Genomic DNA, 15,143 nt, shown 5'->3' with positions numbered 1-15,143 from the left:
AGGTTCTCAGCCAGCCGGCTGCTCGGCGACCTCTCGGCTGGGCATGAGAGGCCGTATCAGCTGGTAGGGGTGCAGGGTGCACTCGTGCGGATGTGCACTTATCACGGTACGCCGTGTTTGGCGCACCCGTTTCCGGTCAGCCCTCGCGCTCGACCTGCCGCGACGCCGCCTCGGCCGCCTTCGCGGCCGAACTCCCAGGACGCTTGCGCGCCACCCAACCCTCGATATTCCGCTGCTGACCACGGGCCACGGCCAGCGAACCGGGGGGCACGTCCTTCGTGATCACGGACCCGGCGGCGGTGTACGCACCGTCCCCGACCGTGACAGGAGCCACAAACATGTTGTCCGAACCCGTCTTGCAGTGCGACCCGACGGTCGTGTGGTGCTTGCTCTCACCGTCGTAGTTCACGAACACACTCGCCGCACCGATGTTCGTGAAGTCACCGATCGTCGCGTCACCCACGTACGACAGGTGCGGGACCTTCGTCCCCTCACCGATCGACGAGTTCTTCGTCTCCACGTACGTACCGATCTTGGCCTTCGCGCCCAGCCGGGTCCCCGGCCGCAGATACGCGTACGGCCCCACCGACGCGCCCTCACCGACCCGGGCACCCTCCGACACGGTGTTGTCCACCCGCGCCCCCCGGCCCACCCGGGTGTCCTTCAGCCGGCTGTTCGGACCCACCTCGGCACCACCGCCGATGTGCGTCGAACCCGACAGCTGCGTGTTCGGATGCACCACCGAGTCCTGCTCGAACGTCACGGTCACGTCCACCCAGGTGCTCGCCGGGTCCACCACCGTCACACCGTCCAGCATCGCGCGGGTCAGCAGCCGGTCGTTGAGGATCCGGCGCGCCTCCGCGAGCTGCACGCGGTTGTTGATCCCCGCGATCTCCCGGTGGTCCCCGGCCACCGACGCACCGACCCGGTGCCCCGCCTCGCGCAGGATCCCCAGGACGTCCGTCAGGTACTCCTCGCCCTGGCTGTTGTCCGTCCGCACCCTCTTCAGCGCGTCCGAGAGCAGCCGGCCGTCGAACGCGAACACGCCGCTGTTGATCTCCCGGATCGACCGCACCGCGTCCGACGCGTCCTTGTGCTCCACGATCGCCGTCACGGCACCGGTCGCCTCGTCCCGCACGATCCGGCCGTAACCGGTCGCGTCCGGCACCTCGGCGGTCAGGACCGTCACGGCGTTGCCGTCCGCGTGGTGGGTCGCCGCGAGCTTCTTCAGCGTGTCCGCGGTCAGCAGGGGCGTGTCCCCGCACACCACGACCACGGTCCCGTCCACGGAACCGCCCAGCTCCTCAAGGCCCATCCGTACGGCGTGCCCCGTACCGTTCTGCTCCGCCTGCACGGCCGTGCGCACACCGGGGTCGATCTCGGTCAGGTGCGCGGCGACCTGCTCACGGGCGTGGCCCACGACGACGACCAGGTTCGCCGGGTCCAACTCACGAGAGGCGGCCAGCACATGGCCGACCAGGGAACGGCCGCAGATCTGATGCAGGACCTTCGGTGTGGCCGACTTCATACGGGTGCCCTCACCCGCTGCGAGAACGACGACGGCTGCCGGGCGAATGGCGCTCACGGGGTTGCCCTTCGGCTCTGGATGGGTGGGGGTGACAGCCGCAGGATACCGGGGGGACATCGGGGGGAAATGAGCGCGGGCCCTGACAGCGGCGTCAGGGCCCGAACTTGGGTCTTGTGTGCTGTGGCTCCCCCGCAAGGATTCGAACCTTGTCCTGCTGGTACCAAAAACCAGTGTGCTGCCAGTTACACCACGGGGGACAGCGCTCCAGACCTTACCCGAGACGTGCCTGTGCCTGAGCGACGATTCCGCTCCACCAGCCCTCGATGCGGTTGTACAGATGGGCGCTCCTGGCCACCGTGACGACCAGGCAGCCGTGATAGTCGTCCCCTGTGTTCTTGCGGACCGTCTTGGGGTTGTGCTTCTTCAGCGTCGGCTTCGCGAAGACCGACTCGTCCACGTCGGCCACCTCGGCCCAGAAGCGGTGCGCGGCGGCCACGTCCGCCGACTCGTGGATGAGCACCCGGAACGACAGCCGCTCCCGGTCCACGTCCAGGAGATCCAGCCACGCGAGATAGGTCCGGATGACGCCGGCGTCGCTGTTGACGAAGATCGCCCGTTCGCGCCGGTCGTAGGGCTTGCTCTTGGCCCCCTCCGCCCAGTAGAGCGCCACGCCCGCCATGAACAGCTCGCGATCCGTCAGCTCACCGACGTCCCGGAGCGCCGCGATCCTGGACTTCCTGCGCCTGTCGTGTTCCGCGGCGCGGCACCTGGCCAGCCCCTCCCGCATGAGCGCCTGCTGTTCTTCGGGGGTGTACCGGGGCTCCGGCTTCGGCAGGTCGCGGACCCACAGGGAGATCGAGCTCTTCGAGCAGCCCAGGGCCGCCTGGATGCGGTCGTAGGTCCAGCCCTGGAGGCGCAGCTCGCGGGCCTTCCGCCTCAGGTCGTCCTTCGCGTTCGGGCGTTTCGTCCATTCCGGGGGCGGTTCCCCCTTCACCAGTTGGTTGAGGAGGTCGTTGTTGAAGACCTTCAGCTCGTCGCGGATCTGCCGGAGGCTGCGCCCCTCGCGGCGCAGGGCGACCGCTCGCTCCCGCAACGCCTCGAACTCCTCGTACCTGCCGCTTTTGCCGTTCGCATGTGTCATACGCATACCGTCCGGGCGGAATGCCGAGTTCCGGCCTCGAACGGATGTGGTTCAGCAGTTCGAGGGATATCGGCGGCTTTCGAGAGCCTCCGGTCGCGGCGTGTGGTCTACGCCGGTAGGCGAAAGTCACCGGAAATGCCTCCCCCCGCGCCCGTAGGCTGGACGCATGACCACGACGGGGGAAGAGCACGCCAGGGCCCTGACCGGCCCCTGGTGGTGGGCCAGGTGGCGCAGTGCGGTGCTCGACGCGAGCCTCGCCCTGGTGTCCGCGGTGGAGTGCGGTGCGGAGGGGATCCCGTTCGCGCGTGACGCGGGGATCCCCGTGTCGGTGGGGATCGTGTTCGGGCTGATCGCCGGTTCGGTGCTGCTGGTGCGCCGGAAGTGGCCGATCGCCGTCGTGCTGGTCGCGATCGCGATCACGCCGGCCCAGATGGGTTTCCTGATGGGCATCGTCGGCCTGTACACGCTGGCGGCGTGCGAGTTGCCGCGCCGGATCATCGCGGCCCTGGCCGGCATGAGTCTGCTGGGCACGATGATCGTGACGTTCGTACGGGTGCGGCAGGACATGGCACGGGGCGATCTGACCCTGGGCGACTGGTTCGTCCCGTTCGCCTCCATCACGACGTCCCTGGGGCTGACGGCACCGCCGGTGCTGCTCGGGCTGTACGTCGGCGCGCGCCGCAGGCTGATGGAGAGCCTGCGGGAGCGGGCGGACAGTCTGGAGCGGGAGCTTCAGCTGCTCGCCGAGCGGGCCGAGGAGCGGGCCGAGTGGGCGCGCAACGAGGAGCGGACGCGGATCGCCCGGGAGATGCACGACGTCGTCGCGCACCGGGTGAGCCTGATGGTGGTGCACGCGGCGGCGTTGCAGGCGGTGGCGCGCAAGGATCCGGAGAAGGCCGTGAAGAACGCGGCGCTGGTCGGGGACATGGGCCGGCAGGCGCTGACGGAGCTGCGGGAGATGCTCGGGGTGCTGCGCGCGGGTGAGGACGCGGGGCGGCGTGCGGCGGCGGTGCCGCTGATGGCGGTCGGGGTGGCCGTCGCGCAGGCGGCGTCGCGGGCTGCGGACGAGGCCGATGGGCCGTCTCTGTCCGAGCTGGAGGAGCTGGTGGGGCAGTCGGCCGCCGCGGGGATGGTGGTGGCCCTGTCGGTGGAGGGGGAGGCGCGCGGTTACGCGGCGGAGGTGGAGCAGACGGCGTACCGGGTGGTGCAGGAGGCGTTGACGAACGTCCACAAGCACGCGGCGGGCGCGAAGACGTACGTGCGGCTGGCGCACCGGGGTGCGGAGATCGCGATGCAGGTGGAGAACGAGCCGCCGGAGCCGGGTTCGGGGTCCGCGGCACGGTTGCCGTCGGGCGGCAACGGCCTGGTGGGCATGCGGGAGCGGGTCCTGGCGCTGGGCGGGGTGTTCGTGTCGGGGCCGACCGACGCGGGTGGCTTCCGGGTGTCGGCGGTGATTCCGGCGGTCTGACGGCGGGGTGGGGGGGCTGGCCCGGCGAGCGGTGCGGCCGGTCGTCGTGCCGTCGGGTCGTCGTGCTGTCGCGCCGTCGTGCTGTCGGATCGTCGGATCGACCTGCCATCGGACCGTTGGGTCGTCCGACCGTCCGACCGTCCGACTGCCCGACCGTCGTGCCGTCAGGTTGTCGGGTCGTCGGTCCGGTCGCGGGGGGCGGCCGGTGGCGGTCGGCCCGCGCTCGGCCCGTCCTCGGCCTGTCCGGGTGGCGGTCGGCCCGCGCTCGGCCCCTCGTCGGCAGCCTGCCGTCGGCCCGTGGTCAGCCCGTGGTCAGCCGGGCCGGTTCGGTGCCGGCGATGAGGGTGGCCAGGGCATGGTCGATGTCGCGGCCGACGTACCAGTCGCCGGTGTGGTCGACGGTATAGACGCGGCCCTCCGCGTCGATGGCGAGGAGGGCGGCGGTGTCGGTCTCTTCGCCGAGGGGGCTGACCTCGGTGCCGAGGGCACGGCCGAGGTCGCCGAGGGTGCGGGCGAGGTGGAGGCCGTGCAGGGGGTCGATGTGCAGGGTGGCGGGGGCCACCTGGCGGCCGGGGCCGCCGGGGGTGATGTGGAGTCCGCCGAACTCGGCCCAGGCCTCGACGGCGGCGGGGAAGACGGTGTGCCGGTGTCCGGCGGGCGAGGTGTGCTCGCGCAGGGTGTCGGCCCAGTACTCGGCCTGCTTTATGTCCCAGCGGCCGGGTTGCCAGCCGGCGGTGCGCAGGGCGGCGTCGACGGGGACGGGGAAGCGCGTGGTCGAGGTGCGGTCGGGGTGCATCGGCCTTCGATCGTCGGGTGTGCCTGGTGGTTCCGTGGGCGCCGGGGGTGGTTCAGCCGTCGGTCGCGGTGGGGTCGACGATGCGGACGCCGAAGTGGGCGCTGAGGGCGGTGCAGGCGCGGCAGGGCGCGGCGAAGCTGCCGTGGAGGGGGTCGCCGTCCTCGCGTATGCGGCGGGCGGTGAGCTTGGACTGCTTGAGGGCCCTGCGGGCCTCGCCGTTGGTCATGGGTCTGCGGGCGGCGCGTTTGCTGCGCGCGGCGTCGGCGGCGGCGATCTGCCGGGAGATGAGGATGGTCTCGGCGCAGCGGCCGGTGAAGCGGTCGCGCTGGGCGCTGGTGAGGGTGTCGAGGAAGTCCTGTACGAGCGGGTGCAGGGGTGGGGGCTGGTCGCCGCGGGCGGCGGTGCCGGTGAGGGTGGCGCCGCGGACGGAGAGGGCGGCGGCGACGGTGGGCAGGATGCCGTCGCGCCGGTGCAGGAGGGTGGGGACGGGGGGCGTGTCGGTGCCGCTCCAGCCGATGCGAGGGTCGCCGGCCCGCACGTCGGTACCTCCGGTCTGCAAGGTATTCATGATCGTCATCCCCTCCCGGGCATCCCCCGAAGGACACAGAGTGCCAAATGCCGTGGCGGGTGCGGAAGCTGGGGCGGCGCGACACGCCCGTGGCGATTCGGGCCGTCACGGTGGGGTGACGGCTGGTCACGGAAGCGGAGGGGGGAAGTGCGGGGGTGGGGTGGCGGGCCGGTGACCGGTGTGCGGGTACCGCATAGGCTGTCGGCGTCCGCGATCGACACCGCCGTTCAGGCCAGAGAGAACGCCGCAGGGGGCAACTGCCATGACGACAGGTCGGCTCGGGCTGGGGGCGCCGCCCAGCCGCCAGGCCGGGGGAGAAGCCGTGCCGCCGAACGCGGCCTATGCCGGGCAGGTCGTGCACTTCCCGGATCCGGTCCGGGCGGCGCGTCATCCCAGAGGGGTACGGGTCGATGAGCATGGTTACCCGGATTTCTCGCCGTACGCGCGGGCGGCGGCGGAGATCGCCGATCCGCCGGAGGGCTTCGGGGTCGACGAACTGCGGCTGACGGACTACGTGTCGGCGAACGCGGCGCTGGCGGCTTCGGGGCACGAGTTGTGGGACACGGTGCCGTACGTGGCGACGCCGCACGGCTGGACGTGGCACCACGTGCTCGGTTCGCGGCGGCTGGAGCTGGTCCCGGTCGAGGTGAAGGCGTTGCTGCGGCACCACGGTGGGGTGGCGACGGCCCGGGTCGACCAGGGCAAGCGGGGCACGCGGCCGTTGCAGGAGACGCGTCCGGCGCACTTCGGGCTGCCGAAGTCGGGTGTGGCGGTGACGGAGTCGCAGGTGCTGGCCGTCGAGGAGGATCTGGGCTACCGGTTGCCGGGTGCCTATCGGACGTTCCTGAAGGCGGCGGGCGGTTGCGCGCCGGTGGGTGCGGCGCTGGACGCCGAGTTGGGCCTGCTGCTGGACCAGCCGTTCTTCACGGTGCGGGACGAGGCGGCGGTCAACGACCTGGTGTACGTGAACAAGTGCCTGCGTGACCACCTGACGAAGGACTACCTGGGCGTCGGTTTCGTCCAGGGCGGGCTGCTCGCGGTGAAGGTGCGCGGTGAGCGGGCCGGTTCGGTGTGGTTCTGCGCGTACGACGACGTGCGGGACGTGGATCCGTCGTGGTCGCCGGCGGAGCGGGTGGAGCGGTTGCTGGTGCCGTGCGGTGACGACTTCGACGGGTTCCTGGCGCGGCTCGCGGGCAATCCGCCGGAGCTGGAGACGGTGGCGAACCTGATGGTGGACGGCGGGTTCGCGCGTGCGGTCGCGGTGTCGTCCGGCCCGGTGGGGGAGTGAGGTCCGAGCGATGGTGACTTTCGCGCAGGCGCAGGAGCGCGCCGAGGAGTGGGTCAACGGGGACGTCCCGGCGTACCAGCACCGCGAGGTGCGGGTCCGGGAGTTCGAGCTGGGTTTCGTGGTGTGGGGCGAGGACCGTGCGGAGGGCCCGCGTTCGGACGCGGGCGCGCAGCGGCTCGTCATCGCGCGGGACAGCGGTGAGGCGACGTTGTGGCCCGCGTTGCCGGTGGGTGAGGTGATCCGCCGGTACGAGGAGGAGTACGGCCGTGGCGACGAGGTCGAGGACGCGGTGCCGGCGCCGGCGGCCCGGGTGGATCTGAACCAGACGTCGTTCCTGCTGAGTCCGCCGGAGTGGTTGCAGGAGGCGGCGGACAAGCTGGGGATTCCGGACCGGCGTGCGGGTGCGGGTGCGAGTTCGGGTGCGGGTGCCGTGGCTCCGGGTCCGTCCGAGCCGGTCGACGCGGTGCCGCCCGCGCCGGTGCCTTCGGTGCCTTCGGCGGCTTCCGGTGCGGCCGGTGGGTTCGGTGCGTCCGGTGTTTCCGGTGGCGGTGCTGCCGGTGCCGGTGGGCTGCCCGAGACGCAGGCGGGGGTGCCGGTGGGGGCGGATGCCGCCGCTTCCGGTCCGGTGCCGGCCGGTGGGCCGGGCAGCGGTGCTTCGTGGCCGGCCGCCGGCGCGCAGGACGTGCCGGACGGTGCCACGCCGTGGGCCGGTACGGACACCAACGCGGATTCCGGTGAGGACCGGTCGGTGCCGCTGCCCGCGACGGTGTTCGCGCCGCCGTTGAGCGATCCGGACGCGGCTGGTCCGCGGCCTCCGGCGGTCGCTCCGGAGGCGAAGACGGCGCTGATGTCGGGGGGCAGCCAGTTGCCCGCCACGGCGGTCGCGCCGGCACTGGACGCGCCGGGCGTGCCGGGGGCGCAGTCCGCCGGGAACGCGCCGGGCGCCCCGCCGCACGGCACGCCTCCGCCGCCTCCGGGCACGCCCCCGCAGGGCGCCCCTTCCTACGCTCCGCATCCCGGTGCGCAGGCCGGGCCTCCCGCCGGTCCGGGTGTCCCCCCGGGCAGCACGCCTCCGCCTCCGCCGCCGGGCGGCGAGCCGTACGGCTATCCGCAGGGGCCCGCCGGCCCGGGGGTCCCGCCGGGTGCCCCGGCCTACGGCTATCCGCAGGGGCCGGGCGCCGGTGCGCACGCGCCGCAGCCGCCGGCCGGGCCGGGGCGTCCGCTTCCGCCCCACGCCGGTGACATCGCCGACGCGGCGACCAGCAAGGCCGCTCCGCCGCCGCGCAAGGCGCGCGGTGGGGCGGGCGCTCCGCCGCCTCCGCCGGGCGCCCCGGGTGCGCCGGGCGCGCGTCCGGGGAGCATGCCGCCGCCCCCGCCCGGTGCGCCCGCGGGCGGGTACATCCCGACCCAGCTCGTGTCGGCGCTCGGGCCCGAGGGGCCTGAAGGACCCGGTGCTCCCGGTGCTCCCGGTGGTCCGGTGGGTGGCGACGCTGCCCAGGGTCAGGGCCCGGGCGGTGCTCCGCACGCGCCGGGTGCTCCCGGTGCCCCCGGCGTTCCCGGTGTTCCGGGCGGCACGCCGCCCGGTGGTGTGCACCACGCGGCCACGGTGTTCGCCGACCCGAGCCTGAGGGGAGCCGTACCCCAGCCTCCCGTCCCTGGCGCTCCGGGCGTTCCGGGTGCCCCGGGCATGCCGAACCCGCCCGGCGCCCCGGCGGCTCCGGGCGCCCCCGGCATGCCTCCGGGCCCCGGGGCACCGCACCTCGCGGGCGCCCCCGGCGCACCTCAGCCGCCCGGCGCCCCCGGTGGTCCGCGTGGTGCGGTGCACCACGCGGAGACCGTGCTGGCCGCGCCTCCCGTGGCCGGCCCCGGCGCGCCTCCGCCGCCGCCCGGTCCCGGCATGCCGCACGGCGCTCCCGGTGCTCCTGGCATGCCCGGCGCCCCGCAGCCGATGCCGCCGGGTGCGGTACCGCCAGGTGCGGTACCGCCCGGTGCGGTGCCGCCGCCGGGTGGGCCGGTGCCGGGGCAGCCGCAGGCGTACGGCTATCCGCCGCCGGGGCAGCCGACGGTGGGCCCGGGGTATCAGGCCGTGTTGCGCTACCGCGCGCAGGACGGCTCGGAGCAGCAGCTGATCCGGCGTTCGGCGCCGGGGACGCCGCACCCGGAGTGGCAGATCTTCCACGAGCTGCGGGCGATGAACGTGCCGCCGGACCAGGTGCTGGAGCTGCACACCGAGCTGGAGTCGTGCGAGCTGCCGGGTGCGTACTGCGCGCGGATGATCCGGGAGCAGTGGCCGCAGGCGCGGATCGCGAGCATCGCGCCGTACGGCACGGACCACGCGAGCCGGCAGCAGGGCATGCAGCAGCTGCTGGCGCACCAGGGCGAGCTGCACCAGGTGGCGGACGGTCCCGCGCGGCCGGCGCCGGTGCGGGCTCCGCTGACGCCGGTGCAGGCCGCCGCGCCGGTTCCGCCGGAGGCCGTCGCGCAGGAGCTGGTTGCGGCGTTCGGGCCGGGGGTCTTCCGGTTCGACCAGCAGGCGGTGTCGCGTCAGGGGGTGCCGCCGGTCGTGGCGCACACGCTGGTGGTGGCCGGTCTGCCGGTGGACATGGGTCCGTTCTTCTGGGCGCAGGCCCAGCCGGGCCGTCCGGTGCCGACGCTGGCGGAGCTGGCGGCCGAGCGCGGTGTGCAGCCGGCCGCGGACGCGGGCTCGTACCTCGTGATGGGTACGGACTTCGGCAAGGCGCTGTGTGTGCAGTACGGGACGGCGAACATCGTCGCGGTGCCGGTGGAGGCGGGGCCTGGTGGTGCGCCGGTGCCGCCGCAGTTCGTGAACACGGGGCTGCCGGAGTTCGCGCGGTGCCTGGCGCTGCTGGGCCGGATGTGGCGGCTGAGGTTCGGTCTCAACCAGGAGCAGGCGGGCCGCTGGACGGTGGACTTCCAGGCGCAGCTGGCCGCCCTCGACCCGGCGGCGCTGGGTTCGCCGGAGAGCTGGTGGTCGGTGCTGCTGGAGCAGATGTGGGACGGCCTGCTGTAGCGGGCGCGTCCGATCGCCTCATGCCCTTCACGCCTGAGCGTGAAGGGCATGAGTTTTTTGTCGGGGGTGCGCGGGCCGCTCCGACCGGAGTTGCCGCATGTCGGAGGTTCGCGACCGTGGCTTGCGCGCGGAGTGTCGCGTTATGACCGCTTGTGCCCGATCCCTCAGGATGTGCGCCACATGACGTGGTGTGCAGGTCCGGCGGAGAGGGGTCTCCAGGGTGAGCAGCGCAGTGACGCCGCACCGTTTCGCGACGGTCCGGGGACGTGCCTACCGTCCCGCCCAGGTGGACGCGTACCTGGCGGCGCTGGGGCGGGACCGGGACGCCGCCTGGGAGCGGGCCGCGCGGCTGACCGTGCTGGCCAAGGACATGGAAGCGGAGGCCGCGCGGCTGCGTGAGGTGGTCGCGGGGCTGGAGCCGCAGGCGTACGAGACGCTCGGCGAGCAGGCGCACGAGCTCTACGGGCTCGTGCTGCGGGAGGCGGCGGCCGTCCGCGAACGTGCCCGGGGCGAGGCGGAGGAGTGGCGCGCGCGGGCCGAGTCGTACGCCCGGGAGCTCGGCGAGGCGGCGCGGGAGGACGCGCGGGCGCTGCGCGCGGAGGCCGAGGAGCATGCCCGCCGGTGTCTGCTCGCGGCGCGCGCCGAGGCCGACGAACTGCGCGTCGGCGCCCGGCGCGAGGTGAAGGAGAGGCGCGGGGAGACGCTCGGCGCGCTGCGCGAGGTGCGGCAGCGCACCGCGGACGTGCTCACGGGGCTGACCCGGGAGCACGCCGGGCGGTGGGCCGCGGCCGAGCGTGAGGAGGCCGGACGGCTGGCCGCGTTCGAGGCCGCCGACGCCGAGCGCACGGCCCGGGCCGAGGCCGCCCTGGCCGCGGCGGAACGCGCACTCGCCGAGGCCCGGGAGTGGGCGCGCTCCCGCGAGGAGGAGGCGCGGGCGCACGCCGTCGCGCTGGTCGCCGAGGCGCGGGCGCGCGAGGAGCGGATCGCCCGGGACACCGAGCGGTTGCTGCGGGAGCACGGCGAGACCTGGGACGTGGTGCAGACGCAGATGGACTCGGTGCGTGACAGTCTCGTCTCGCTGACCGGCCGGGCGGTCGTGGAGTAGCGGCGGCGCGCGCGGTACGGCCGCTCAGTCGCCCTCGCGTACCGCCCCCGCCAGGATGCGGCCCTCCACGGCCTCGTACTGGTGCCGTTGCTCCTCCGCCCGGTGGCGGCCGGAGGCGACCGTGCCGAGCCAGCCGAAGAGGAAGCCGGCCGGGATGGAGACGATGCCGGTGGTGGTGAACGGGAACCAGTTGAAGTCGGCGTCCGGGAAGGCGGAGGCGGGCGAGCCGGAGACGAGGTTGGTGCCCGGCATGAGCAGCAGCACGGTCAGCGAGCCGCCGATCAGGGTGCCCATCAGCCCGGCGCGGGTGTAGCGGCGCCAGAAGAGGCCGTAGACCAGGGCGGGCGCGAGGGCGGAGGCGCCCAGGCAGAAGGAGAGGGTCACCAGGGGCTGCAGGCTGTGGTGCTGCGCCAGGGTGGCCAGCAGGATCGTCGGGGCTCCGATGGCGAGGGCGGAGAAGCGGGCCAGGAGTATCTCCCGGCGGGCGGGCATCCGCCGCGCCCAGCTCGCGAACACGTCGTGGGCGAGGGAGTTGGCGCAGGCGAGGATCATCCCGGCCACCGAGGCGAGCAGGGTGAGGAAGATCGCCGTGGTCACCAGGGTGAAGAGGAAGGTCTCGCCCGCCGACACGTCGGTGCCGAACGCGGCCCGTGAGCCGATCAGGTAGGCGGTGTTGCCCTGCGGGTCGGCGGCGCCGATCGCCGCGCGGCCGACGAGGGCGGTGGCGCCGAACCCGACGACGGTGAGGACCAGGACGAACAGGGCGACGAGGGAGACCGCCCAGGACAGGGAGCGGCGCACCTGGCGGGCGCTGGAGGCGGTGTACATGCGCATGGTGATGTGGGGCAGGCAGGCGCCGCCGAGCACGATGGTCAGCTCCGAGGTGATCATGTCCAGGCGGGCGCCGGAGTGCCCGGTGAACTGGAGTCCGGAGTGCAGGAAGGCGGGTCCGGCGCCGCTCTGCCGCGCGGCCGCGGTGAACAGGGCGCCCGGGTCCCAGTCGAAGCGGCGCAGGATCAGTACGGCGACGGCGGCGCCGGAGCCGACCAGCAGCACGATCTTCGCGATCTGGATGAGGGCGGTGCCCTTCATGCCGCCGATGGCCGCGTAGCTGATCATCAGGGTGCCGATGCCGATGACGCAGCCGGTCTTCAGCGATGCGTTGGAGAAGCCGAGGATGAACGCCATGAGCTGCCCGGCGCCCGCCAGTTGGACCAGCATCATCGGCAGCAGCGAGGCGATGGTGACCGCGCAGGCGGTGATCCGCACGGACCGGCCGGGCATCCGGCGGGCAAGCGCGTCGCCCATGGTGAACCGGCCCGCGTTGCGCAGCGGTTCGGCGAGCAGGAACATCAGCAGGAGCAGCGAGAGGGTGGTGCTGAGGGCGAGGACGACCCCGTCGTAGCCGCACAGGGCGATCACTCCGCCGGTGCCGAGGACGGTGGCGGCGGAGATGTAGTCGCCCGCGATGGCGAGGCCGTTGCGCAGCGGGGACAGGGTGCCGTAGCCGGTGTAGAACTCGTCGAGGTCGTCGCCGTCGGGGCCGGTCATCACGCACAGCAGCAGGATCAGGGTGGCCACGGCGCAGAAGGCGACCAGGGACAGGGTCTGGCTCGAGCCGCTGAATCCGGTGATGCCGGCGGGTGCTTGGGCGGCGGTGGTCATCGGGTCGCTCCCCGGCGCGCGTTGAGTTCGGTCTCCTTGCGGATGCGGTCGGCGAGCGGGTCCACGTGGCGGTGCGCGGTGTGCTCGTACAGGGCGATCGCCAGCCAGGTGACCGGGAGTTGGAGCAGGGCCAGCAGCAGTCCCGCGGGGATGCCGTCGGCGACCGTCCGGGTCATGACGCCGGGCGCGAACGCGGACAGGGCGAGGAACAGGGTGAAGTAGCCGAGCGCGGTGAGGGTGGCGGTGCGGCGCTGCCAGCGGTAGGCGCTGCGCAGCACTCTCAGGTCGCTGTGGTGTCCGAGGGGTTCGCGGACGCGGGCACGGTACGGCCGGGGCGGTTCTGGCGGCGGGGGCTGCCAGGGGTAGGTGAGGTGGGATGGCGGGCGCGGCGGGTCATAGGACATCCCGTTGGCTCCTTGCGTGGCTCGGGTCCGTGGCGGCGGACCGCAGGGAGGTGGGGGGCGGAGCCACGCACGCTACTCGCGGGCCGGGGAACGCGCGGCGATTTCACCAAACTGGCCGGTCGGTATGCGCTTACTTCGCGAACACGGGCTCCGGCCTGGGTTGTTACCCGCGTTAACCCGGAGTGCCGGGGCTCAATCCGGCCGTACCGGGAACCGCCGGGGCGCCACCACGAGCAGCACCACGAACGCCAGGGCCGCCGCGCCGGCCGCGCCCAGGTACACCGCGTGCACCGCGGCGGCGATCGCCCGGCGGGTGGTCTCCGGCGCCGTGCCGGCGGCCAGGGCGCGGGTGACGGACTCCAGGTCGCCGGATCCGCCGAGGCGGGCGGCCAGCACGCCGTTGGCGACGGCGCCGAACACGGAGGCGCCCACGGTCTGCCCGGTCTGCCGGCAGAACAGCACCGACGCCGTGGTCGTCCCGCGCTCCGACCAGCCCACCGTCGACTGCACCCCGATGATCAGCGGCAGCTGGAACAGCCCCAGCGCGCCGCCGAGCAGCAGCATCAGCAGCATCGGCTGCCACCAGGAGCCGGGGTAGGGCAGGAACGGGAACGCGAACAGGATCAGCGCGCCCAGGCCGATGCCGAGCAGAGCGGTGTCGCGGAAGCCGATGCGCCGGTACACGTGCTGGCTCAGCGCCGCCGACGCCGACCAGGTCAGCGTCCACACGCACAGCACCAGACCGGCGGCCGCCGGGCCGAGCCCCAGCACCGACTGGGCGTACGTCGGCAGGAACACCGAGGGCGCCACCATCAGCAGTCCGAGCGCGCCCAGCGCCAGGTTGACGGCCGCGATCGTACGGCGCCGCCACACCCACCCGGGGATGATCGGCTCCGCCGCCCGCCGCTCCACCCCCACCACGGCCCCGGCCAGCGCGAGCCCGGTGCCGGCCAGCGCCAGCGAGGGCGCCGACAGCCACGGCCAGGCCACCCCGCCCTGCACCAGCGCGGTCAGCAGCACCCCGCCGCAGGCGAAGACCGCCGCCGCGCCCGCCCAGTCCACGCGCACCCGGGCCGCCCGCTCCCGCGCGGGCTCGTGCAGATGACGGACGACCAGCCACAGCGCCACCGCGCCGATCGGCAGGTTGACCAGGAAGATCCAGCGCCAGCCGGCGTACGCGGCGAGCACCCCGCCCAGACCGGGCCCGGCCACCGCCGACACCGCCCACACCGTGGACAGCCGGGCCTGGATGCGCGGGCGTTCCTTCAGCGGGTACAGGTCGGCGGCCAGTGTCTGCACAGTCCCCTGCAACGCCCCGCCGCCCAGGCCCTGCACGACCCGGAACGCGATCAGCGCCCCCATGTCCCAGGCGCCCGCGCACAGCAGCGAGCCCAGCAGGAACACGGCGGCCCCGGCCACCAGCACCGGTTTGCGGCCGAAGGTGTCGGACAGCTTGCCGTAGACGGGGAGGGTGACGGTGACGGCGAGCAGATAGCCGGAGAACAGCCAGGAGAAGACGGAGAACCCGCCGAGGTCGCCGACGATCTGCGGGACCGCGGTGGAGACGATCGTCGCGTCGAGCGCGGCCAGCGCCATCGAGAGCATCAGCGCGGCGACGACCGCGCCCCGGCCCCGGCCGCCCCGCCGCGCGGTGGCTCCCCCACGTGTCGCGGGTGTCGTGCTCCCCACCCGATCCCCCTTCCCCCGTACCCCGTGCCCCGCACCCGCGTTGCCGCGCGCGCCTGCCCGCACCCCGCGTCCCGCGAGGTGAAGTGCCCCGCGACAGCTTCGCACTTGACCCTGACGCGGCGGGAGGGTGGAGCCTTGCCGGGCCGGAGGGTGGAGCCGACCCCGAGAACCTCTCCACCCGGCGGTGGACCACCCCTAGGGGTACCTCCGTATCAGGGCTCGGGGAGGGTTCGTCCCGCCGGAGGACGAGAAGGGCCCGGTGCCGTCCTTAATCTGGCTTTACGCCGCTGGGGGGCGGCAGAACGAACCGGCGGGGGTGGGGTTAGCCCCCGTACAAGAGGGGTCCTCACACCAGCGCGCGGCCCGCCGCCGCACGCCAGACTCGTCGACGTACCCAGAGCAAACGCACCGGCCCGCCGGGGCGCATCCGCGACTTGCCGACCGACATAGGAGACTTACC

Annotated in this window: 11 protein-coding genes and 1 tRNA gene; 4 read left to right on the top strand and 8 right to left on the bottom strand. The window is 73.7% G+C overall.

The window, feature by feature from the left end; translation table 11 throughout:
- Window positions 1-136: 136 nt before the first annotated feature.
- The 3 genes from glmU to B446_RS16190 form a co-directional block, all read right to left on the bottom strand.
- On the bottom strand, window positions 137-1,585 hold the full coding sequence (gene glmU / locus B446_RS16200; protein ID WP_078614720.1) for a bifunctional UDP-N-acetylglucosamine diphosphorylase/glucosamine-1-phosphate N-acetyltransferase GlmU: 1,449 nt from the start codon (window positions 1,583-1,585) through the stop codon (window positions 137-139).
- A gap of 124 nt (window positions 1,586-1,709) precedes the next feature.
- Window positions 1,710-1,785, bottom strand: a tRNA-Gln gene (locus B446_RS16195).
- A gap of 14 nt (window positions 1,786-1,799) precedes the next feature.
- The gene (locus tag B446_RS16190; protein WP_043475722.1) at window positions 1,800-2,669 is read right to left on the bottom strand and encodes a hypothetical protein; all 870 of its coding nucleotides are present in this window, start codon (window positions 2,667-2,669) and stop codon (window positions 1,800-1,802) included.
- Window positions 2,670-2,835: 166 nt separating this feature from the next.
- On the opposite strand from B446_RS16190, the gene B446_RS16185 reads away from it, so the two are divergent.
- Entirely contained in the window at window positions 2,836-4,137 is a 1,302-nt protein-coding gene (locus B446_RS16185; RefSeq protein ID WP_043475719.1) for a sensor histidine kinase, read from the top strand.
- A gap of 301 nt (window positions 4,138-4,438) precedes the next feature.
- On the opposite strand, the gene B446_RS16180 is transcribed toward B446_RS16185, so the two are convergent.
- Together B446_RS16180 and B446_RS16175 are read right to left on the bottom strand one after the other, a co-directional pair.
- The gene (locus B446_RS16180) at window positions 4,439-4,933 is read right to left on the bottom strand and encodes an SUKH-3 domain-containing protein (protein ID WP_020940523.1); all 495 of its coding nucleotides are present in this window, start codon (window positions 4,931-4,933) and stop codon (window positions 4,439-4,441) included.
- Between the two features lie 52 nt (window positions 4,934-4,985).
- Complete coding sequence (locus B446_RS16175; protein WP_043475716.1) at window positions 4,986-5,510, bottom strand: YwqJ-related putative deaminase; 525 nt, start codon at window positions 5,508-5,510, stop codon at window positions 4,986-4,988.
- Window positions 5,511-5,763: 253 nt separating this feature from the next.
- Here B446_RS16175 and B446_RS16170 point away from each other — a divergent pair, with 253 nt between their 5' ends.
- From B446_RS16170 to B446_RS16155, 3 genes are all read left to right on the top strand, one after another.
- Window positions 5,764-6,789, top strand: a complete 1,026-nt coding sequence (locus B446_RS16170; RefSeq protein WP_043475714.1) for an SMI1/KNR4 family protein — start codon at window positions 5,764-5,766, stop codon at window positions 6,787-6,789.
- 10 nt (window positions 6,790-6,799) lie between these two features.
- Window positions 6,800-9,820 (top strand): SUKH-4 family immunity protein, encoded by a 3,021-nt coding sequence (locus tag B446_RS37065; protein WP_078614719.1) that lies wholly within the window; start codon window positions 6,800-6,802, stop codon window positions 9,818-9,820.
- 220 nt (window positions 9,821-10,040) lie between these two features.
- The gene (locus tag B446_RS16155; RefSeq protein ID WP_043475709.1) at window positions 10,041-10,925 is read left to right on the top strand and encodes a hypothetical protein; all 885 of its coding nucleotides are present in this window, start codon (window positions 10,041-10,043) and stop codon (window positions 10,923-10,925) included.
- Window positions 10,926-10,949: 24 nt separating this feature from the next.
- Here B446_RS16155 and B446_RS16150 read toward each other — a convergent pair whose 3' ends face one another.
- From B446_RS16150 to B446_RS16140, 3 genes are all read right to left on the bottom strand, one after another.
- Window positions 10,950-12,590: a cation acetate symporter gene (locus tag B446_RS16150; protein ID WP_020940518.1), complete on the bottom strand. Its 1,641-nt coding sequence runs from the start codon at window positions 12,588-12,590 to the stop codon at window positions 10,950-10,952.
- Window positions 12,587-12,994 (bottom strand): DUF485 domain-containing protein, encoded by a 408-nt coding sequence (locus B446_RS16145; protein WP_020940517.1) that lies wholly within the window; start codon window positions 12,992-12,994, stop codon window positions 12,587-12,589. Before B446_RS16145 ends, B446_RS16150 begins: the two co-directional genes overlap by 4 nt.
- Before the next feature lie 192 nt (window positions 12,995-13,186).
- Window positions 13,187-14,683, bottom strand: a complete 1,497-nt coding sequence (locus B446_RS16140; RefSeq protein ID WP_020940516.1) for an MFS transporter — start codon at window positions 14,681-14,683, stop codon at window positions 13,187-13,189.
- Window positions 14,684-15,143 lie beyond the last annotated feature (460 nt).

It is taken from the genome of Streptomyces collinus Tu 365, assembly GCF_000444875.1.
GTDB classification, from domain to species: Bacteria; Actinomycetota; Actinomycetes; order Streptomycetales; family Streptomycetaceae; genus Streptomyces; species Streptomyces collinus_A.
The sequence above is the reverse complement of the archived record's forward strand: the minus strand, read 5'-3'. Positions and strand labels throughout refer to the sequence as shown.